General features: G+C 57.9%; 16 protein-coding genes. 8 read left to right on the top strand and 8 right to left on the bottom strand.

Going from position 1 to position 20,374, the window contains the following annotated elements; translation table 11 throughout:
• Nucleotides 1–13 precede the first annotated feature (13 nt).
• Complete coding sequence (locus KGP24_RS04130; protein ID WP_148243578.1) at nucleotides 14–631, top strand: TRIC cation channel family protein; 618 nt, start codon at nucleotides 14–16, stop codon at nucleotides 629–631.
• A 106-nt stretch (nucleotides 632–737) separates the two neighbouring features.
• Here KGP24_RS04130 and erpA read toward each other — a convergent pair whose 3' ends face one another.
• A complete protein-coding gene (gene erpA, locus KGP24_RS04125; protein WP_023310446.1) occupies nucleotides 738–1,085 on the bottom strand; it encodes an iron-sulfur cluster insertion protein ErpA in 348 nt (115 codons plus the stop codon).
• A 79-nt stretch (nucleotides 1,086–1,164) separates the two neighbouring features.
• Nucleotides 1,165–2,565 carry a H(+)/Cl(-) exchange transporter ClcA gene (gene clcA / locus KGP24_RS04120; protein ID WP_223562465.1) on the bottom strand — a complete coding sequence of 467 codons (1,401 nt, stop codon included), beginning with the start codon at nucleotides 2,563–2,565 and terminating at the stop codon, nucleotides 1,165–1,167.
• A 177-nt stretch (nucleotides 2,566–2,742) separates the two neighbouring features.
• Between clcA and hemL the strand changes: the two genes are divergently transcribed.
• Nucleotides 2,743–4,023: a glutamate-1-semialdehyde 2,1-aminomutase gene (gene hemL, locus KGP24_RS04115; RefSeq protein WP_223562464.1), complete on the top strand. Its 1,281-nt coding sequence runs from the start codon at nucleotides 2,743–2,745 to the stop codon at nucleotides 4,021–4,023.
• Nucleotides 4,024–4,115: 92 nt separating this feature from the next.
• Here hemL and fhuB read toward each other — a convergent pair whose 3' ends face one another.
• The 6 genes from fhuB to hrpB form a co-directional block, all read right to left on the bottom strand.
• Nucleotides 4,116–6,098, bottom strand: coding sequence for a Fe(3+)-hydroxamate ABC transporter permease FhuB (gene fhuB / locus KGP24_RS04110; protein ID WP_223562463.1), 1,983 nt, complete (start codon nucleotides 6,096–6,098; stop codon nucleotides 4,116–4,118).
• Complete coding sequence (gene fhuD / locus KGP24_RS04105) at nucleotides 6,095–6,985, bottom strand: Fe(3+)-hydroxamate ABC transporter substrate-binding protein FhuD (protein ID WP_223562462.1); 891 nt, start codon at nucleotides 6,983–6,985, stop codon at nucleotides 6,095–6,097. The genes fhuB and fhuD overlap by 4 nt, the downstream gene beginning before the upstream one ends.
• A complete protein-coding gene (gene fhuC / locus KGP24_RS04100; protein WP_223562461.1) occupies nucleotides 6,985–7,782 on the bottom strand; it encodes a Fe3+-hydroxamate ABC transporter ATP-binding protein FhuC in 798 nt (265 codons plus the stop codon). The genes fhuD and fhuC overlap by 1 nt, the downstream gene beginning before the upstream one ends.
• A gap of 50 nt (nucleotides 7,783–7,832) precedes the next feature.
• Complete coding sequence (fhuA, locus tag KGP24_RS04095; protein ID WP_223562460.1) at nucleotides 7,833–10,088, bottom strand: ferrichrome porin FhuA; 2,256 nt, start codon at nucleotides 10,086–10,088, stop codon at nucleotides 7,833–7,835.
• Nucleotides 10,089–10,323: 235 nt separating this feature from the next.
• On the bottom strand, nucleotides 10,324–12,852 hold the full coding sequence (gene mrcB, locus KGP24_RS04090; RefSeq protein ID WP_223562459.1) for a bifunctional glycosyl transferase/transpeptidase: 2,529 nt from the start codon (nucleotides 12,850–12,852) through the stop codon (nucleotides 10,324–10,326).
• Between the two features lie 155 nt (nucleotides 12,853–13,007).
• Complete coding sequence (hrpB, locus tag KGP24_RS04085; protein WP_223562458.1) at nucleotides 13,008–15,437, bottom strand: ATP-dependent helicase HrpB; 2,430 nt, start codon at nucleotides 15,435–15,437, stop codon at nucleotides 13,008–13,010.
• A 73-nt stretch (nucleotides 15,438–15,510) separates the two neighbouring features.
• Between hrpB and thpR the strand changes: the two genes are divergently transcribed.
• The 6 genes from thpR to folK all read left to right on the top strand — a co-directional run bounded on the left by thpR (nucleotide 15,511) and on the right by folK (nucleotide 20,257).
• Nucleotides 15,511–16,065: an RNA 2',3'-cyclic phosphodiesterase gene (gene thpR, locus KGP24_RS04080; RefSeq protein WP_223562457.1), complete on the top strand. Its 555-nt coding sequence runs from the start codon at nucleotides 15,511–15,513 to the stop codon at nucleotides 16,063–16,065.
• A complete protein-coding gene (sfsA, locus tag KGP24_RS04075; protein ID WP_223562456.1) occupies nucleotides 16,055–16,759 on the top strand; it encodes a DNA/RNA nuclease SfsA in 705 nt (234 codons plus the stop codon). The genes thpR and sfsA overlap by 11 nt, the downstream gene beginning before the upstream one ends.
• 176 nt (nucleotides 16,760–16,935) lie before the next feature.
• Nucleotides 16,936–17,391, top strand: coding sequence for an RNA polymerase-binding protein DksA (dksA, locus tag KGP24_RS04070; protein ID WP_001155232.1), 456 nt, complete (start codon nucleotides 16,936–16,938; stop codon nucleotides 17,389–17,391).
• Nucleotides 17,392–17,450: 59 nt separating this feature from the next.
• Nucleotides 17,451–18,341 (top strand): tRNA glutamyl-Q(34) synthetase GluQRS, encoded by an 891-nt coding sequence (gene gluQRS / locus KGP24_RS04065; RefSeq protein WP_223562455.1) that lies wholly within the window; start codon nucleotides 17,451–17,453, stop codon nucleotides 18,339–18,341.
• 42 nt (nucleotides 18,342–18,383) lie between these two features.
• The gene (gene pcnB / locus KGP24_RS04060; protein ID WP_072162357.1) at nucleotides 18,384–19,781 is read left to right on the top strand and encodes a polynucleotide adenylyltransferase PcnB; all 1,398 of its coding nucleotides are present in this window, start codon (nucleotides 18,384–18,386) and stop codon (nucleotides 19,779–19,781) included.
• Nucleotides 19,778–20,257, top strand: coding sequence for a 2-amino-4-hydroxy-6-hydroxymethyldihydropteridine diphosphokinase (gene folK / locus KGP24_RS04055; protein ID WP_223562454.1), 480 nt, complete (start codon nucleotides 19,778–19,780; stop codon nucleotides 20,255–20,257). Before pcnB ends, folK begins: the two co-directional genes overlap by 4 nt.
• Nucleotides 20,258–20,374: the final 117 nt, after the last annotated feature.

Genomic DNA, 20,374 nt, shown 5'->3' with positions numbered 1-20,374 from the left:
CGAGGATTTAACGATGCTCGTTTATTGGCTGGATATTCTTGGCACAGCCGTTTTTGCTATCTCCGGCGTCCTGCTCGCCGGAAAACTACGCATGGATCCGTTTGGCGTGCTGGTGCTGGGCGTCGTGACCGCCGTCGGCGGCGGGACTATCCGTGATATGGCGCTGGCGAATGGCCCGGTGTTTTGGGTGAAAGATCCTACCGATCTGGTGGTCGCGATGGTCACCTGCCTGTTAACCATTGTGCTGGTTCGCCAGCCCCGCCGCTTACCCAAGTGGATATTGCCGGTACTGGATGCCGTGGGTCTGGCCGTGTTTGTCGGTATCGGCGTCAATAAGGCGTTTAATGCAGGTACCGGTCCGATGGTGGCAATCTGTATGGGCGTACTAACCGGCGTGGGCGGTGGGATCATTCGCGACATTCTGGCGCGTGAAGTGCCGATGATCCTGCGTACTGAAATTTACGCAACGGCCTGCATTGTGGGCGGGATTGTTCACGCTACCGCGTACTACACCTTTGCCCTCCCGCTGGAAAATGCCGCGATGCTGGGGATGGTCGTGACGCTGGTGATACGCTTAGCGGCGATACGCTGGCACCTGAAGCTGCCGACGTTTGCGCTGGATGACAGGTAAAAGCAAAACGGTAACCGCCAGGTTACCGTTTGTAGTGTTTTCTCCCTCTCCCTGTCGGAGAGGGCCGGGGTGAGGGCATCAGCCCGCACCTTATCAAATACTGAAATTAAATACTGAACGAAGATCCACACCCACAGGTGCTTGTCGCATTCGGGTTAGTTACCACAAAGCGCGAACCTTCCAGACCTTCGGTGTAATCCACCGAACCACCCACCAGATATTGCAGGCTCATCGGGTCAACCACCAGCGCGACGCCCTGTTTCTCGATAGTCATATCGCCATCGTTAACCTGATCGTCAAAGGTAAAACCATACTGGAAGCCGCTGCAGCCGCCACCGGTAATATAAACGCGCAGTTTCAGATCCGGATTGTCTTCGTCGGCAATCAGAACTTTCACTTTGTTGGCTGCTGCTTCGGTAAATTCGAGCGGTACAGCTACTACGTCATCACTCATCTTATGCTCCCATGAATACTGCTATTGGGTAAAATTCACCCAATTCTTTGTGTCATTATCTAATACCCTGGTAATTCATTCAAGTATTCTGCGAGGCGGCCCGCTCAGCCTCTTGTTTCGCCAGGGTACGCGCAAGGATGGTGGAGTATAGCGGTTTTCCACCCAGGAACTGGGCTAATAGTGTCGCGCCGAGACAGGTAATGATCATTGGCAAAATGAGCTGGTAATTGTCCGTCATCTCCAGCACCAGCACGATCCCGGTCAAGGGCGCACGCAGGGAAGCGGCCAGCAGCGCCCCCATTCCGGCCACCGCAAAGGTCCCGGCTTCAAGGTGATAGGCAGGAAATCCCACTTCAGCCGCCATACCAAACGCGGTGCCGAGCAGCGTACCCAGCGCCAGCATTGGGGCAAAAATCCCCCCTGGCGCGCCGGAAGAGAAGCAGAGTACCGTCGTGATGACCCGCGAGATAAACATAAACAGCAGCAGACCCACGCTGAAATTCCCCGCCGCGGCAATGGGAATCAGCCCAAACCCGCCGCCTGCGGCATTCGGCTCAATAAACCCGAGTACGCCACACATTCCGCCCAGCAGACCGCCCATCAGCACCCATTTCGTGGTGTTCCCGCCGTGAATGCGCTGGAACATATCCTGAGCGCGCAGGATAAAGGTGTTAAACAGCGGTCCCACCACGCCAAAAACCATGCCGAGGATCAGGTAAAGCCACAGGGTGTTGACCGGCGCGTTGGTCAGTTTACCCACCTCAATGACCGCTCCCTCGCCATTAAAGATGCGAAACACGATGCTCGACATAATAACGCCGGTAAACACCGCTTTAATCGAGATCAGGTTGTAGCGAAACTGCGCGCGCATCTCTTCGATAATGAACAAAATGCCCGCCAGCGGCGCGTTAAACGCGGCGGAAAGCCCTGCCGCCGCGCCGGTTGCCAGCAGCGTATGGCGCGCTTCGGCGCTTCGCATCCGAAACAGATCGCCCACCATGCGGCCGACGTTGCCCCCCAGCTGTACCGTGGGCCCTTCCCGGCCAAGCACCATGCCCGCGCCCAGGGTACCCATACCGCCGATGAATTTAACCGGAATCACCCGCCACCAGCGAACCGGACGCAGCTCCTCCAGCGCACCTTCAATTTCCGGGATGCCCGACCCGCCCGCTTCCGGCGCAAATTTACGCACCAGAAAATACCCCACCATGGCAAACAGCGCAGACAGCCCGAATGCCCACACCCAGACCAGCCATTCGCTGTCGGCGAAACCGGCCACGGTGCCCACTCGCCAGTTGAGTACGGCGTTAACCGCTTTTTCAAACGCCACGCCAATCAGCCCCGCGAGTGTGCCCACCACGGCAGCGGCCAGCAGGATCGCCAGCGGCGTTTTATCGCGATTGAGCAGCCGCCGAATGCTGATTCGGTGCTGGGCGCGCGTAAACTGTTGTTCTTCAAAAGACGGAGAATCTGATTTCATGTCCTGTTCTTATTCGTCATACAAAAAGCCGCAGGGATTTTACCAGAGACTGCCCTACCGTCTCCTGAAAATTACTTAACAAATCTTAAAGCATTACCCGGCTAAAAATTTCATAACCTTCCCCGAATCACTTAGAATAGTGGGCTTAATCATTTTATACGAACCAGGAACGACGCCATGAGCAAGTCTGAAAACCTCTACAGTGCAGCCCGCGAGCTTATTCCGGGTGGCGTGAACTCACCCGTGCGCGCCTTCACCGGCGTGGGCGGTACGCCGCTGTTTATCGAACGTGCTGACGGCGCGTATCTGTATGATGTCGATGGCAAAGCCTATATCGATTATGTGGGTTCCTGGGGACCGATGGTGCTGGGGCACAACCACCCGGCCATTCGTAACGCGGTGATTGAAGCCGCCCAGCGCGGCCTGAGCTTCGGCGCGCCAACCGAAATGGAAGTGAAAATGGCGGAGCTGGTGACCGAACTGGTGCCCACCATGGACATGGTGCGCATGGTGAACTCCGGTACCGAGGCCACCATGAGCGCCATCCGCCTGGCGCGCGGTTTTACCGGTCGCGATAAAATCATCAAGTTTGAAGGCTGCTACCACGGTCATGCGGACTGCCTGCTGGTGAAAGCCGGTTCCGGCGCGCTGACGCTCGGCCAGCCGAACTCCCCGGGCGTGCCGGCAGATTTCGCGAAGCACACCCTGACCTGCACCTACAACGATCTTGCTACCGTTCGCGCGGCGTTCGAGCAGTATCCGCAGGAGATCGCCTGCATCATCGTTGAGCCGGTTGCGGGTAACATGAACTGTATCCCACCGCAGCCTGACTTCCTGCCGGGCCTGCGCGCCCTGTGTGACGAATTCGGCGCGCTGCTAATCATCGATGAAGTCATGACCGGCTTCCGCGTGGCGCTGGCGGGTGCCCAGTCTTACTACGACGTCGTGCCGGACCTGACCTGCCTCGGCAAAATCATTGGCGGCGGCATGCCGGTTGGTGCATTCGGTGGTCGTAAGGACGTGATGGAAGCCCTGGCACCAACCGGCCCGGTTTACCAGGCGGGCACGCTCTCCGGTAACCCTATCGCCATGGCTGCGGGCTTTGCCTGCCTGACCGAAGTGGCTCAGCCTGGCATTCACGAAACCCTGACCGACCTGACCACGCAGCTGGCAAACGGCCTGCTGGAAGCCGCAGAAGAAGCGGGGGTTCCGCTGGTGGTGAACCACGTGGGCGGCATGTTCGGGATTTTCTTCACCGATGCGAAAACCGTGACCTGCTATCAGGACGTGGTGAAGTGCGACGTTGAACGCTTCAAGCGCTTCTTCCACCTGATGCTGGAAGAAGGCGTATACCTGGCGCCGTCCGCATTCGAAGCGGGCTTTATGTCCGTGGCGCACAGTGAAGAAGATATCAATAACACCATCGACGCGGCGCGTAAGGTGTTTGCGAAGCTGTAAAATGTGCGGCTTGATGCCCTCACCCCACCCCTCTCCCACGGGAGAGGGAGCAAACACTAAAACGGTAACCTGAAGGTTGCCGTTTGCTTTTATTACCGGCTCTGCTTTCTCAACAGATAAATAAAATACGGCGCGCCGATAAAGGTCGACAGCAGACCCGCCGGGATCTGATACGGGAACAGCACCATTCTTCCGCACCAGTCCGCAAACACCAGCATCACCCCACCCGTCAGGGCCGACATTACGATATGCGGCATCGTCCGGCGGAATCCCATCATTCTGGCAATGTGCGGCGCCATTAACCCGACAAAACTCAGCGGTCCTATCGTCAGGGTTGCCGTCGCCGTCAGGCACGCCGCCAGCAGCAGCAAGGCCACACGCGCTGGCGTCAGCGCCATTCCCACCGCACGCGCGGTTTCGCCGCCGAGCGGCAGAATGGTCATCCAGCGGCGGCACAGCGGTACCATCGCCAGCAGCACGACCATCACTATCCCGGACCAGATCGCCTGGCTACCGGTGGCACCGTACGTTGATCCGGAAATCCAGGTCAGGATCTTCGCCATACGCGGATCGCCGCTCGCCTGCAGCATCATCAGCAGCATCGTAAATGCGGTGCTGAGCGCCATCCCGGCCAGCAGCATGCGGTGCGGCGAAAATCCGCCGCGACCGGCGGCAATCAGGATAATCAGCAGCGTAACTGCCGCGCCGAGACTCCCCGCAGGCATCAGCCAGCCAAACGCATTCCCCGGCACAAAGAACAGCATCAGCACCACGCCAAAGGCGGCGCCAGAGCTGATCCCGAGCACTTCAGGGCTTGCCATCGGGTTGCTGGTCAGACGCTGGATAATGCACCCCGCCACCGCCAACATCACCCCTGCGATCAGCGCAGCGAAAATACGCGGCCAGCGCCACTGCAGCAGTTCATTGAGTAAATCACCCGTTGCCCAGTGCCAGCCCGCGGCATCGCGCCCGAATGAGAGCGCCGCGAACGAGGCGATGATCAGCACCGCCAGACCGGCAAGACTGAACCACCACACCGACCGACGTTCAGCGGAGACTTTATCGCCCGCGTTCATCGCCGGGGCGCTCATGCTGCGCAGGCGCGGGAGCAGCCACAGCAGCAGCGGCGCCCCGATAAGCGCGGTCACAGAGCCGGTGGATACTTCCCGCCAGACCTGCGCCAGCCAGAGAATAAGCTGATCGGAAAGCCAGAGGATCAGCGCCCCAATCAGCGGTGCCAGCATCAGACGCGCCAGCAAGCGACGCGCCCCGAGCATTTTCGCCAGCAGCGGCGCAAACAGGCCGATAAACCCGATGATGCCGACCGCGTTCACCAGCAGGGCACTCAATACAATCGCCAGCGTCAGCGCCGCCAGACGAGCCAGCGACAGCGCCAGCCCCAGGTTACGCGCCACGCCATCATCCAGACCCATGAGCGTCAGAGGACGCAGGAGCAGCAGCGTCAGCACCACACCGCCCGCCAGCTGCGGCCAAAGGTGCTGCACAACGCTCCAGTCGGTCTGGGTGAGCGTGCCGGTACTCCAGAGGAACATGCTTTGCAGACGATCGTGGTTGAACAGCACCAGCAGCTGGTTAATCGCCCCGCAGTAGAGGCTTACCACCAGTCCGGCCAGAATAAGCGTCACCGGGGAAAGGCGCTTGCCCCAGGCCACGCCAAAGACCAGCGCCCCCACCACGCACGCTCCCGCGAGTGCCGCAAACTGCGAGGTTAACGCTCCCGGCAGCGCCCACAGCGTGGTGACGGTGATCCCAAGTTGAGCCCCCGTCGCGACGCCGAGCGTGGTCGGCTCTGCCAGCGGGTTACGTAAAACCTGCTGGAACAGCACGCCCACCAGCCCTAAACCGGCGCCGACTAAAAGGGAGATTGCCAGACGCGGCAGCAGGCTGTAGTGGAACAGCATCTGCTGAATATTGTCGATATCCGGCGAGGCCAGAGCGGCCCCCCACTGCGCGCGGGGTAACGCCGTGGAGAGGTTGAAACCGGTTAATGCCAGCGCAACCAGAAAAAGCAGGGATAACAGCAGCGCCGGAAAGCGGGCGATACGCGTACTCATGCTTTACCTCCCAGGGCGTTATCCAGCACGCGGGCAAAATGCATGGCCGACAGCGTCGCCCCGTAGAACCAGACCGCCGGAGCGCGCTGGAAGCGCTGCTCACGCACAAACGGCATCGCCTGCCAGAGCGGGGTCGCCATCAGGGTTTGCATGTCGCGTTCGTTACCGTGGTCGAAACACAGCACATCGACATCACGAAACGCCGCCAGACGATCGATACCGACGGCGGTACTGCCCCAGAACGTCATCTCCCCTTCCCAGGCATTGCGAATGCCGAAGCTGTCGAGCACCTCCTGGAAGAGGCAGTTTTTACCGAAGACCAGCATATGGCGGGCATCCAGCAGCGTCACCATCAGCAGCGGACGGTCGCCCCGGTGAGCAAAGCGCGGCTTCAGGGAGTCGATCAGGGCATCGAATTCGTCGAGATGTTTTTTGGCTTCCGCTTCGCGGTTGAGGAAATGCGCCATCTCGTTAATCGAGTTTTTCGCCACAGCCAGCGGTTTTTTACCGTCGCTGAAAGCAAATCCACGCCCTGGCGCAATGCGCGCCATGATTTCCTCTGACGGACCGTAGCCCGCTGACCAGAACATGAACGAGGGTTTCATCTGGGTGAGCAGTTCAAGGTTGGGCTCCGTACGCAGGCCGACGTCGATCACCGAGTCCGGCAGCTTCGGCTCGTTCACCCAGAGGTTATAGTTAGGAATGTCCGCCACGCCGTAGGGCGTGACGCCGAGCGCCATCATCAGTTCGACCGGCAGCCACTCCAGGGCCACAATACGGTGCGGATCGACGACGGCGGCACGCGCCGTGTTCATTTTTAACAGCAGCGGTGAGAGGGCCATCGCCGTCAGCAGGCGACGGCGGCTAATGCGCATCTTGTCGAGCATCAGTAGACGAAGCTCACCGGTGCAGCCCCGGCCGGGTGAGGCAGAATACCCATCGGAATACCATAAATGTGTTCCAGCGTTTCGCTGCGCATCAGCTCTGCCGGTGTCCCCTCGGCAATCATCTCGCCCCCGCGCAGCGCAACAAGGTAGTCGCAATAGCGCGCCGCCATGTTGATGTCATGCAGCACCGCAATTACCGTCAGACCACGCTGCTGGCTCAAGCGGTGTACCAGCGCCAGAACATCGACCTGATGGGCGATATCGAGCGCGGAGGTGGGTTCATCAAGGAGCAGGCAGCGGCTGTCCTGCGCAACCAGCATCGCGATCCACGCGCGCTGACGTTCACCGCCGGATAAGCTATCCACCAGACGGTGCGCCAGCGGCTTTAGCCCGACCAGCGCAATCGCCTCTTCCACTTTCTCTCTGTCGGCGACGCCGAAGCGGCCAAGCGCCCCGTGCCACGGATAACGCCCAATCGCCACCAGCTCACGCACCGTCATCCCTTCCGCCTGCGGCAGCTGCTGCGGCAGATAGGCCACTTTGCGGGCAAAGGCTTTACTGCTCCAGCTCTCCAGCGGTTGGTCATCCAGCAGAATATCGCCTTCTGAAGGCGGCTGATGGCGCCCCAGCATCTTGAGCAGCGTGGATTTACCTGAACCGTTGTGACCAATCAGGCCCGTCACTTTACCGGCCGGAAACGTCAGAGAGAGCGGATGCAGCAGCGTGCGCCCGGGTACGCGAAAGGAGAGATGATTGAGCGTAAAGGTGGTGTCGGGTTGCGTTTGATTATCCTGCATATCAGCCAACTTAAATAAAAAGGGCACGGCGAACCGTGCCCGAAGAGAGATTAGAAGCGGAAGGTCGCGGTGGCAACAACCTGACGTTCAGCACCCCAGAAGCAGCCGTAGGTGTTGAAGCAGCTGGCAACGTACTCACGATCGAACAGGTTATTCACGTGCAGCGCCACGTTCGAGCCTGCCATGCCAACGCGTGCCAGATCGTATCTGACCAACGCATCAACCACGGTGTAGCTGCCCACCTTGAAGGAGTTCGCCGGATCGCCATAGCTTGAGCCCGTGTATCGCACGCCGGTACCCAGCGTAAGACCAGACAACGCACCGTCAAACAGGGTGTAATCGCCCCACAACGATGCCATGTGTTTTGGCACCTGAGCAGGCGTGTTGCCTTTGTAGTTCGTATCGGTGGTATATTCCGCATCGGTGTAGGTGTAAGAACCGACGACGTTCACGCTCGCAGACAGGGCCGCTTTCGCTTCCAGCTCTATGCCACGCGCACGGATTTCACCGCCTTCAACGGAGAAGAACGAACCCGCCGGGTCGGCCATCAGGTTGTTGGTTTTGGTCAGCTGGTAGACCGCACCGGTAACAACGATCGGACGATCGTTCGGCACGTATTTCACGCCCGCTTCGTACTGCTTGCCTTTAGACGGTGCGAAGACGTTGCCGTTCGCTCCGGTCTGAGAAGCCGGCTCAAACGACTCGCTATAGCTAAAGTACGGGGTGACGCCGTTATCGAACAGGTAGTTAACGCCGCCGCGCCAGGTAAACTGCGTGTCATCACGCTCGGAGGTGGTATTCGTCACGCGGTTGTAAGATTCCTGATTGGCCCAGTCGTATCGGCCACCCAGCGTTACCAGCACTTTATCCCACTCGATCTGATCCTGAGCATAAATACCGGTCTGCTTTTGCTTGTTCAACACCTGATAAGCGCCTGACGGTCCGGGATGTGAACCGAAATCGAAGTCGCTACGATCGAGATTGTAGATATCAGATGGCGCAACGGAACCGGCATAACCGAACCACGAGTCGATGTCATTACGCATGCGCATGAAATCCACACCCGTCAGCAGAGTATGATCGAGTGAACCCGTCGCGAACTTGCTTTGCAACTGCGTATCAACAGTGAAGTTTTCCAGCTTCTCGTTATCGATCACATACTGGCGAGTCAGCGTATGCCCCCACTGCGACTGAGGAACGCTCGCGCAAGGGCTGGATGCCAGATTACTCGAATAGAGCGGATCGGAACACATACCGTAGCCGTAAACGCTGTTTTGCGAGGTCTTATTCTGTGCATAGCGCAGGTTCTGACGCACGGTAAAGGTGTCGTTGAACTCGTGGTCGAAGCTGTATCCCACCATTTTCTGGTTACGGGAATAGGTATTGTTCTTAGCGCCTTCATTGAAGTTCGTCGGCAGACGATCGCCGTTCGGCAGCGGATCAACCGTTCCCTCTTTTGGCAGCCAGCCGTAATAACCCGTTTCAGGCTCGTTCTGGAAGTAAGAGAGGAACGTGAAGGTGGTTTTATCATCCGGACGCCAGGAGAAAGATGGCGCGATGGCGTACCGCTGTTCGCCCTTACCTTCCTGCTGGGAATTATTCGAACGTGCAACGCCCGTTAAGCGGTAAGAGTAGACGCCGCTGTCGTCGATCGCATCGCTAAAGTCAAAGCCGGTCTGGAACAGGCTGTCAGTGCCCATTTTGAACTGAACTTCTTTCAGCGGCTCGGTTGTTGGGCGCTTACTGACCATGTTCAGCAAACCGCCTGGACTGCTTTTGCCGTACAGAACGGAAACCGGACCGCGCATGATCTCGGCGCGTTCCAGCATATAAGGATCAATCACTGCGTCGTTATAGAAGTTCCCCTGCATTTTCATGCCGTCGAGGTAGTTATTCTGCGTCTGACCATCGGCCGCGAAGCCGCGAATAATCAAATAATCATAGGTGTTAGACGCACCGCGCGTGCCTACCGCAACACCCGGCGTGTAGCTCAGGGCCTCTTTCACCGATCGCGGCTGATGCAGCGCCATCTCTTCGGCCGTGACCACAGAAATAGACTGAGGAACCTTCTGAATCGGGGTATCCGTTTTGGTCCCGGTTGCGGATTGCCTTGCGGCGATGGTCGCAGCCGGCCCCCAGGCACTTTCCTGTGCCGCAGGTGCTGCGGTTACCGTAATGGTTTCTTCTTTTTTCGGGGTTTCGGCCGCGTGAGTATAAGCAGACATGCCGGCAACCGCTGTGGCGAGGACGACCGCGAGTTTACGCAGCGACGTGTTCATTGGCTGAGCAGTATTGGAAAGCGCCATGTTGAATCTCTGATGTGAAAGTGAATGATAACGTAAACGAGAATTATTATTATGAGCGCCAGAATAATATGCGAATCGCGGGTTGCATAGCAAGCAGTAAGCGGCCCTACGAGAATTAAGGGTTTAAGAAATCATCAAGAGAAAACGAAGGGTTAATCAGAATTAAAGCGAGGGTTAACGAAATGAGATTTACGGGTAAAAAAAGCCCCCTTCCGGGGAAGAGGGCTTTAAAAGGTTAGTTACCGCCGAACATGTCTTTAATCCAGCCCGCGACACCGTCGCTGTCTTTCTTCTCATTCTGCTGCTGCTGCGGCTGTTGCTGCTGCGGCTGCTGTGGCTGAGAAGACTGGTCGAACGGGTTACCCGTTGGCTGTTCTGGCTGGCTTTGCTGGCACAGCGAGTCCGGGTTTGCGGTCCAGACAGGCAGGGTACGCATTCCGCCGCCGCAGACGAAATTACCGGAACTGTCCACGCCCATATCGACGATATCTTCCGGCGCAACCAGATTCAGCGGCACAGGGGACTGATTGGCCAGATAGCGCTGGTAAATCGACATCGCCCCGCTCGCGCCGTACAGCCTGGTCGGCTGGTTGTTGTCGCGGCCTACCCAGGTGATCACCACTTCACGGCCATCAATACCGGCGAACCAGGTATCGACGTTGTTGTTGGTGGTCCCGGTTTTACCCGCCAGATGCAGACCCGGATACTTCGCCCCAAGCTGACGCCCGGTGCCGCGCTGCACGACCTGCTGCATCGTCCACAGCGTCATATAGGCGGCCTGAGCAGGAACGGCACGCTCCGCCTGCGGGAAGCTCTGATACAGAACCGAACCATCTTCGGCAATGACTGAGCGCAGGGCAGACAGCGGTGCGCGGTTGCCCCCGCTGGCAATAGTCTGGAACGCCTGCGCCACTTCGATCGGCGTCAGGTTAAGCGCACCGAGGATCATCGCAGGAACCGGGTGGAGCTGATCTTTCGCCACGCCCAGTTTTTGCCAGGTATCGACAATGGCCGGCAGTCCCAGCGACATGCCCAGGTTCACCGTTGGCACGTTCATGGAACGAGTCAACGCATCCACCAGCATGACCTGGCCGCTGAACTGCTTATCGTCGTTCTGCGGTGACCAGACCTGACCGTTAGGCTGACGCAGGGAGATCGGCGCATCCGCAATCCAGGTATTAAGGCGATACAGGTTTGGCTGACTCAGGGCAGTGAGATAAGTCGCGGGTTTTGCCAGAGAGCCGATTGAGCGACGGGCCTGCATGGCACGGTTGTAGCCTGCAAACTGCGGCTCGGCACCGCCCACCATCGCGCGCACTTCGCCGGTGTTGCGGTCAACCACCACCATCGCGGTTTCAAGATCGGAGAGCTTACGCTGTTTTTTCAGCGCCGGAATGCCTTCCACCGCCGCTTTTTCCGCTGCATCCTGCGCCACGGAGTCAAAGGTGGTGAAGATCTTCACGCCGGAGAGGTCTTTAACCTTATCTCCGAGTTTACTTTGCAGCTCCTGACGCACCAGCTGCATAAATGCAGGCTGTGGCGAGATCACGCCACCGCGCGGCTGTACGCCGAGTGGACGCGCGCTCAGCATGTCGTACAGCTCCTGGTCAATCACCTGCTGTTGTTGCAGCAGGCGCAGCACCAGGTTACGACGCTCCAGCGCCAGTTTCGGGTTACGCCAAGGGTTATAAATGGACGCCCCTTTCACCATACCCACCAGCAGCGCCTGCTGGTCCAGGCTCAGCTCTTCTACCGGACGGCCAAAGTAGTACAGGCTCGCCAGCGGGAAGCCGCGAATTTCGTTATCGCCGCTTTGACCGAGGTACACCTCGTTCATGTACAGCTCGAGGATACGATCCTTGCTGTAGCGCGCATCCATCAGCACGGCCATGTAGGCTTCGTTCGCTTTACGCCAGTAAGAGCGCTCGCTGGAGAGGAACAGGTTCTTCACCAGCTGCTGGGTCAGCGTACTCGCCCCCTGCACGGTACGGCCGGCAGTCAGGTTAGCCAGTACCGCACGACCAATCGAGTAAAGGCTGATGCCGTCGTGCTCGTAGAAGTGACGGTCTTCGGTTGCCAGCAGCGTATCGACCAGCAGATCCGGGAAGCCGTTACGCGCCACGAACAGACGCTGCTCGCCGTTTGCTGACGAAAGCATGGTGATCAGACGCGGATCGAGACGGAAGAAACCGAACTGACGGTTGTTATCCATGTTCTCGATGGTGTCCAGACGATCGCCGTCAAAGGTCAGACGCGCACGCACCTGCCCCTCTTTGCTGTCCGGGAAATCAAACGGACGACGGATCATCTCAATGCTGTTGGCCTGCACGGTAAATTCGCCAGGACGGGTCATTTTAGACACCTGACGATACTGGGTGGCTTCCAGTAGTTTAACCATCTCGTTCCTGGTGATGGACATATCTGGCTCAAGGTTCACCATACGGCCATACACTGCCGCAGGTAACTGCCAGACTTTACCGTCGATACGGCTGCGGATCTTCTGATCCAGATAGACGCCGTAAATCGCCATCAGGACAACAAAAACAATAAACAGCTTCAGCAACAGCCAGAACCAGCCGCGCTTGCCCCGAGGCTTACGCCCTTTGCCTTTTCCATTACGCGGCATCGGTTCTTCATCCTCATAATCGTCTTCATAGTCATCGTCATAGTCCTCATCTCTGAGGCGACGACGGCTTACCTTTTCTTTCGCCGGACGCGTTGGTTTTCCCTTACGTCCTATTGGTTCGCGGTCATTCCCCGCCATGCTTTTTCTCCGCAACTTTCAGGCGCAAAGGCCAGATTTTCTTTTCTTTCACAGGCCTGTGAAAGAAGAAATCTCTCAAAATTTGTTTTCTCCCTCTCCCCGTGGGAGAGGGCCGGGGTGAGGGCATCAGGCCGCACTCCCCCCTTTCACTTAACTCACGAATATTTCTTCGTTCGCCGCGTCGGCGCCGTATTCGCCGGATCGTCCGGCCAGACATGTTTGGGATATCGCCCCTTCATCTCTTTCTGCACTTCACGGTAGCTTCCCGCCCAGAACGCCCCCAAATCTCGGGTGATTTGTAATGGACGATGCGCAGGCGACAGCAGCTCAAGCACTAACGGCACACGCCCTTGCGCAATAGACGGCGTGGTGGCCTCGCCAAACATCTCCTGCATACGAACCGCGAGCGCCGGCGGATTATCCTCATGATAACGGATGGCAATCCGGCTTCCGGTCGGCACAGTGTAATGCCCTGGCAGTTCACTATCCAGACGTTGACGTAATGACCAGTCCAGTAAATTCTGTAGCGCTGTCTTAACATCAAGCGCCTTAAGGGCTCGCAGGGAGTGCACGCCGCTCATTTGCGGCAGTAGCCAGCGCTCAAGCGTAGCCAGCAGCGTCTCATCATCCACCGCAGGCCAACCGTATCCCGGTAGCCACTTCGCGGCGCAGTGCAGGCGAATGCGGTACTGCTCCGCTTCCGGCGTCCAGTTCAGCACGCTCAGCCCTTTTTCCCGAATGCCGTTCAGCATAGCCTGATGAAGCTCTTCTTCCGACGGCTTCGCCAGCGGCTTCGTCCCGAGCGTCAGTTTCCCAATCTGGCTGCGACGAAACGCCTTCAGCGTGCCCTGGGCGTCATCCCACTCGACGATGTCAGATTGCTTAAGCAGCTGCGGACAGGTACGGGTCAGGGCATCAATATCTACGGCAATCGCCTGCAGGATACGCGCATCCGGGGAGTGACTTCCCTGCAGCAGGAGCGGCGCAATCAGCCACTCATGACGCGTCAGCCCATCATCGCTGTCCAGCATCGCCCCCATGCCGTTTGCCAGCTGGTAGCGACCGTCCAGCCCGCGCCGACGCGCAATCCTGTCCGGGAAGGCCTGGGCCAGCAGAAAGGCAATCTTATCGCTGTCAGGCGCGCCTCCCCGGCTATTCAGGCGTTTGCTCAGCTGCTGCGCCCGCTGCTGCCAGTTCCCCTGATTGCGCGAAAACGCCTGCCCCAGATCGCTGCTGCCACCGCGAGGCGGCTCCTCAAGAATAGCCGCCAGTTTTGCCGCCGTGGCAATTTCATCTTCCCCTTGCGCAGCCACCAGCATCGCGGCCAGACGCGGATCGTTGCCCAGCGCGGCCATTTTCTGGCCGCGCGCCGTCAGACGCTCGCCTTCCAGCGCGCCAAGCTGGGTCAGCAACGTACGCGCAGCGGTGAGGTTTACGACAGGGGGAGGGTTAAGCCAGGTGAGCTGCTCAGGGTTCGGGCAACCCCACTGCAGCAGCTCCATCACCAGGCCTGACAAATCACTTTGTAAAATTTCCGGCGTGCTTTGCTGCGCAGCGCGTTCCGCCTGCTCCGCACTGGTCAAATGCAGGCAGATACCCGGCTCAAGACGCCCCGCACGGCCCGCGCGCTGCACCATCGACGCCTGGCTAATGCGTTGCGTCAGGAGTTTAGTCAGCCCGGTACGCGGGTCAAAGCTTGCCACTCTCTCATGCGCGCTATCCACCACCAGACGAATACCTTCAATGGTCAAACTGGTTTCAGCAATGTTGGTTGCCAGCACCACCTTGCGCTGCCCCTCCGGGGCCGGAAGGATGGCTTTACGCTGCTCCTGTAGCGACAACGCGCCGTACAGCGGGCAAAGCAGCACATCGTCGCCTACGCGGCTAGAAAGCTGCTCCTGCACGCGCTGAATTTCGCCCACGCCGGGCAAAAACAGCAGCAGGGAACCGGACTCCTGGCGCAGCAGCTCAGCCGTGGCAATCGCGACGGCCTCGTCAAAACGCAGATGTGAGGGAAGCGGTTGATAGCGACGTTCAACCGGAAACGCCCGCCCTTCTGAACTGATGACCGGTGAATCGGGTAATGCCTGTCGTAGCCGCTCGTTGTCCAGCGTGGCCGACATAATAAGCAGCCGGAGATCGTCGCGTAGCCCCTGCTGCACGTCCAGCAACAGCGCGAGGGCCAGATCCGCCTGCAGGCTGCGCTCGTGGAATTCATCGAGGATCACCAGCCCGACGCCGGTCAGCTCCGGATCGTTTTGCAGCATGCGGGTGAGAATACCCTCGGTGACCACTTCAAGACGCGTGGTCGGGCCAACGCAGGTCTCGGCACGCATCCTGTAACCTACCGTTTCGCCCGGTTTTTCATTCAGCAGTTCCGCCAGACGCTGCGCCACGTTGCGCGCGGCCAGCCTGCGCGGCTCCAGCAGGATAATTTTCCCGCTGATGTTTCCGTCTTTAAGAATCTGCAGCGGCAGCCAGGTGGACTTGCCCGCGCCCGTAGGGGCATTCAGTAAAACCTGCGGGGCATGGTGTAAGGCAGCGAGAAGCTCAGGAAGAATGACGGCGACCGGCAATGAGGACACTAACAGCTCCAGAGGGTTAACATTAGTCGGCGTACATTGTAGCATCGGCGCATATCATTACCGAGTCCTCCGTATGCCTGAGTCGAAACGGCTGTTTTTTGCCATTGAATTGCCCACCACAATACAGCGTCAAATTGTTCGCTGGCGCGCCGATCGCTTTCCGCCGGAAGCGGGCCGCCCTGTCGCGGCGGCCAACCTGCACCTGACGCTGGCCTTTTTGGGCGACGTCAGTGCCGAAAAACAGCGGGCGTTAGCCGCAATGGCCGGGCGTATTGCCCAGCCGGAATTTACGCTGCACCTCGACGACGCGGGGCAGTGGCTGCGTTCACGCGTGGTCTGGCTGGGAACGCGCCAGCCACCGCGCGGATTATTGCAGCTGGCGAATATGCTGCGCGCCCAGGCGGCACGCAGCGGCTGTTATCAAAGCCCACAGCCGTTTCATCCTCATATCACGCTGCTGCGCGATGCCGGTCAGGCCGTTGCTATCCCGCCGCCGGGTTTTCACTGGGCCTTTCCGGTCAACGGATTCGCGCTTTACGAATCCGTCTTTGTACAGGGACGCACCCGCTATACGCCGCTACAGCGCTGGACGCTGGGCAACACCGAAAGGAATTCTGATGAAGTTTAGTCCTCCCCTGCAGCACGCTACGCTTATCCAACGCTACAAACGCTTCCTCGCCGACGTGATCACCCCCGAAGGGGTTCAGCTCACCCTGCACTGCCCCAACACCGGCGCTATGACGGGGTGTGCGACGCCAGGTGACAGGGTCTGGTATTCCACATCAGACAATAGTAAACGCAAATATGCCCATACCTGGGAAATGACCGAAACCCAAAACGGGGCATTTATTTGCGTTAATACCCTGCGCGCAAATCAACTGGTTAAGGAAGCGTTGACCCATGGCGCAATTCCCGAACTGGTGGGATATGGCACGCATAAAAGTGAAGTGAAATACGGCGATGAAGGCAGCAGAATTGACTTCATGTTACAGGCGGAAGACAGGCCGGAGTGCTATATTGAAGTGAAATCAGTGACGTTAGCGGAACAGGAAAATGGCTACTTCCCGGATGCGGTAACGCTACGTGGCCAGAAGCATCTGCGAGAGCTAATGAGTGTTGCGGCGGCGGGCAAACGCGCCGTATTGCTGTTTGCGGTGCTACATTCAGCCATTGAACGTTTCTCCCCTGCCCGCCATATTGATCCTAAATACGCGCAATTGTTGAATGAGGCACAAAAGCAGGGGGTAGAGGTTTTCGCTTATAAAGCGGAACTTTCTGCCGATAATATGACTCTGAGATCCTCTCTTCCCATTGTCTTGTAAGGGATTAGACGATTGTCGAATAAGTGTTCTGGCCGCGTGCGCAAATACGCTTTTCCTCACAGGCTTGTCAAGTGTTACGTTTAGATAATTGCCATACGGAAAAGCATCTGCTATTTATAGCGACCTGATTTTTCCCCCAACACGGGGATCGATAGTGCGTGTTAAGGAGAAGCAACATGCAAGAAGGGCAAAACCGTAAAACATCGTCCCTGAGTATTCTCGCCATCGCTGGGGTGGAGCCGTATCAAGAGAAGCCGGGCGAAGAGTATATGAACGAAGCCCAGCTGTCGCACTTCAAGCGTATTCTTGAAGCATGGCGTAATCAACTCAGGGATGAAGTCGATCGCACCGTTACTCATATGCAGGATGAAGCTGCAAACTTCCCGGATCCGGTAGACCGTGCCGCTCAGGAAGAAGAGTTCAGCCTCGAACTGCGTAACCGTGACCGCGAGCGCAAACTGATCAAAAAGATCGAGAAAACGCTGAAAAAAGTCGAAGACGAAGATTTTGGCTACTGCGAATCCTGCGGTGTTGAAATTGGAATTCGTCGCCTGGAAGCGCGTCCAACCGCCGATCTGTGCATCGACTGTAAAACGCTGGCCGAAATCCGCGAAAAACAGATGGCCGGTTAATACCAGCGCTGTTTACACACTCCAAAGGCGGGAGTCTCTCCCGCCTTGTTACTGCTGATATGTCTGAATCACATTATATTGGGCGCTTCGCGCCATCTCCTTCCGGTGAATTACACTTCGGCTCATTGATTGCCGCGCTCGGCAGCTACCTGCAGGCTCGCGCCCGCCAGGGAAAATGGCTTGTCCGCATTGAAGATATTGACCCTCCGCGTGAAGTTCCCGGTGCTGCAGACACCATTCTGCGTCAGCTGGAACATTACGGTCTTCACTGGGACGACGAGGTTCTCTGGCAGTCAAAACGTCACGATGCTTATCGGGAACGGCTGGCCTGGCTTCGCGATCGGGGGCTTTCCTATAACTGCACCTGTACCCGCGCGCGTATCCAGAGCGCGGGTGGCGTCTATGACGGCCACTGCCGCACGCTGAATCTTCCCCCGGAAAATGCCGCCGTGCGTATACGGCAGCGTTCCCCGGTGACGCGCTTTACCGATCTCCTCTCCGGTGAGATTCATGCCGATGAACGTCTGGCGCGTGAGGATTTTATTATTCATCGTCGTGACGGCCTGTTTGCCTATAACCTGGCGGTGGTCGTCGACGATCGTTTCCAGGGCGTGACGGAAATTGTGCGCGGCGCGGATCTGGTTGAGCCTACAGTGCGACAAATCTCGCTGTATCACCAGTTTGGCTGGACGGCACCGGACTACGTTCATCTGCCGCTGGCGGTCAATGCGCAGGGCTTTAAATTGTCAAAGCAGAACCACGCCCCGGCCCTGCCGGACAGCGATCCGCGTCCTGTTTTGATCGACGCGCTGAGATTTCTCAACCAGAATGTAACCCAGGAATGGCAGGATCTGCGTATTGACGAACTGCTGAAAATGGCCATTGCCAACTGGACGCTCGCGGCTGTGCCAAAAATCCAGCATTCTCAAATGCGTTGCGCTGAGCTATGATTAGCCGCTTTTTTCATAACAAAACACACTACGAGGTGTACCATTTTTACCCGAGTCGCTAATTTTTGCCGTAAAGTGCTAAGCCGCGAAGAGAGCATGGCGAACGATGCTATTGCGCAGCCACACATGTCGGTTATTCCGCGTGAGCAGCACACTATTTCCCGCAAAGATATCAGTGAAAATGCCCTCAAGGTGCTCTATCGTCTGAATAAAGCGGGCTACGAGGCCTACCTCGTGGGCGGTGGAGTACGTGATTTACTGCTGGGCAAAAAACCAAAAGATTTCGACGTGACGACCAGCGCCACGCCTGAGCAGGTGCGCAAACTATTCCGTAACTGCCGTCTCGTTGGCCGCCGTTTCCGTCTGGCTCACGTGATGTTTGGCCCGGAAATTATCGAAGTGGCGACCTTCCGCGGCCACCACGAAGCGGGCGCATCCGATCGCACTACGTCACAGCGCGGCCAGAACGGTATGCTGCTGCGTGACAATATCTTTGGCTCTATCGAAGAAGATGCCCAGCGTCGTGACTTCACCATCAACAGCCTTTATTACAGCGTGGCGGATTTCACCGTGCGCGATTACGTCGGCGGCATGCAGGACCTGAAAGAAGGTCTGATCCGCCTGATTGGCACGCCGGAAACACGCTATCGCGAAGATCCCGTGCGTATGCTGCGCGCCGTGCGTTTCGCCGCCAAGCTCAATATGCGCATTAGCCCGGAAACGGCAGAGCCGATTCCGCGTCTGGCGACGCTGATTAACGACGTACCTCCTGCCCGCCTGTTCGAAGAGGCCCTGAAGCTGCTGCAGGCTGGCCACGGCTTTGAAACCTATAATCTGCTGCGCGAATACAACCTGTTCCAGCCGCTGTTCCCGACCATTACCCGTTACTTCACCGAAAGCGGTGATAGCCCAATGGAGCGGATGATTGCGCAGGTGCTGAAAAATACCGATACCCGTATTCGCAACGACATGCGCGTCAATCCAGCGTTCCTGTTTGCGGCGATGTTCTGGTATCCGCTGCTGGAAACGGCCCAGCGCATCACCCAGGAGAGCGGGCTCGCCTACTATGATGCCTTCGCGCTGGCCGCAAACGACGTGCTGGACGAAGGGTGCCGTACGCTCGCTATTCCAAAACGTATTACCACGCTGGTGCGCGATATCTGGCAGCTTCAGCTGCGCATGTCCCGTCGTCAGGGCAAACGCGCCTGGAAGCTGATGGAGCATCCAAAATTCCGCGCCGCCTTCGATCTGCTGTCGCTGCGTGCTGAAATTGAACGCAATCAGGAACTGCAGCGCCTGGCGCAGTGGTGGGCCGAATTCCAGGTCTCAGCACCGCCGGAGCAAAAAGACATGCTCACCGGACTGGATGAAGAGCCGGAACCGCGTCGCCGTCATCGTCGTCCGCGCAAACGCGCGCCGCGTCGTGAAGGGACAGCATGACCCTCGCGTATATCGCCATCGGCAGTAATTTAGCCTCTCCGCTGGAGCAGGTTAACGCTGCCGTACAGGCGCTGGGGGAGATCCCACAAAGTCGAATAGTGGCGGTCTCCTCTTTCTACCGCACGCCGCCGCTGGGTCCGCAGGATCAGCCTGATTATCTCAATGCCGCCGTAGTGCTTGAAACCGCTCTTAGTGCCGAAACGCTGCTGGATAACACCCAGCGCATTGAGCTGCAGCAGGGCCGCGTGCGCAAAGCCGAGCGCTGGGGGCCGCGCACGCTGGACCTCGACATTATGCTGTTTGGTCACGAGACCATTAACACTGAACGTCTCACCGTTCCGCATTACGACATGAAAAATCGCGGGTTTATGCTCTGGCCGCTCTTTGAAGTCGCCCCCGATTTCATCTTCCCGGACGGCACTCCACTCAAGTCCATTCTGGACAGCCTCAACGCGGAAAGACCCGCCCGCTGGTGATCCTGTTCCCTCGCCGATTAGCCTCAAAATAATTGTGGCTAATCGGTTACCTAAAATCATTGTTCCCTCGAATGTTACTGTTAGAATGCGCAAAGATTCGCTTTTGGGCTATCAGGA

Source organism: Enterobacter sp. JBIWA008 (assembly GCF_019968765.1).
Lineage (GTDB): Bacteria > Pseudomonadota > Gammaproteobacteria > Enterobacterales > Enterobacteriaceae > Enterobacter.
The sequence above is the reverse complement of the archived record's forward strand: the minus strand, read 5'-3'. Positions and strand labels throughout refer to the sequence as shown.

What these genes read in the sequence shown, in the direction of transcription:
- KGP24_RS04130 (WP_148243578.1), top strand. Translation starts at nt 14, where the DNA reads ATGCTCGTTTATTGGCTGGATATTCTTGGCACAGCCGTTTTTGCTATC.
- erpA (WP_023310446.1), bottom strand. Translation starts at nt 1,085, where the DNA reads ATGAGTGATGACGTAGTAGCTGTACCGCTCGAATTTACCGAAGCAGCA.
- clcA (WP_223562465.1), bottom strand. Translation starts at nt 2,565, where the DNA reads ATGAAATCAGATTCTCCGTCTTTTGAAGAACAACAGTTTACGCGCGCC.
- hemL (WP_223562464.1), top strand. Translation starts at nt 2,743, where the DNA reads ATGAGCAAGTCTGAAAACCTCTACAGTGCAGCCCGCGAGCTTATTCCG.
- fhuB (WP_223562463.1), bottom strand. Translation starts at nt 6,098, where the DNA reads ATGAGTACGCGTATCGCCCGCTTTCCGGCGCTGCTGTTATCCCTGCTT.
- fhuD (WP_223562462.1), bottom strand. Translation starts at nt 6,985, where the DNA reads ATGCTCGACAAGATGCGCATTAGCCGCCGTCGCCTGCTGACGGCGATG.
- fhuC (WP_223562461.1), bottom strand. Translation starts at nt 7,782, where the DNA reads ATGCAGGATAATCAAACGCAACCCGACACCACCTTTACGCTCAATCAT.
- fhuA (WP_223562460.1), bottom strand. Translation starts at nt 10,088, where the DNA reads ATGGCGCTTTCCAATACTGCTCAGCCAATGAACACGTCGCTGCGTAAA.
- mrcB (WP_223562459.1), bottom strand. Translation starts at nt 12,852, where the DNA reads ATGGCGGGGAATGACCGCGAACCAATAGGACGTAAGGGAAAACCAACG.
- thpR (WP_223562457.1), top strand. Translation starts at nt 15,511, where the DNA reads ATGCCTGAGTCGAAACGGCTGTTTTTTGCCATTGAATTGCCCACCACA.
- sfsA (WP_223562456.1), top strand. Translation starts at nt 16,055, where the DNA reads ATGAAGTTTAGTCCTCCCCTGCAGCACGCTACGCTTATCCAACGCTAC.
- dksA (WP_001155232.1), top strand. Translation starts at nt 16,936, where the DNA reads ATGCAAGAAGGGCAAAACCGTAAAACATCGTCCCTGAGTATTCTCGCC.
- gluQRS (WP_223562455.1), top strand. Translation starts at nt 17,451, where the DNA reads ATGTCTGAATCACATTATATTGGGCGCTTCGCGCCATCTCCTTCCGGT.
- folK (WP_223562454.1), top strand. Translation starts at nt 19,778, where the DNA reads ATGACCCTCGCGTATATCGCCATCGGCAGTAATTTAGCCTCTCCGCTG.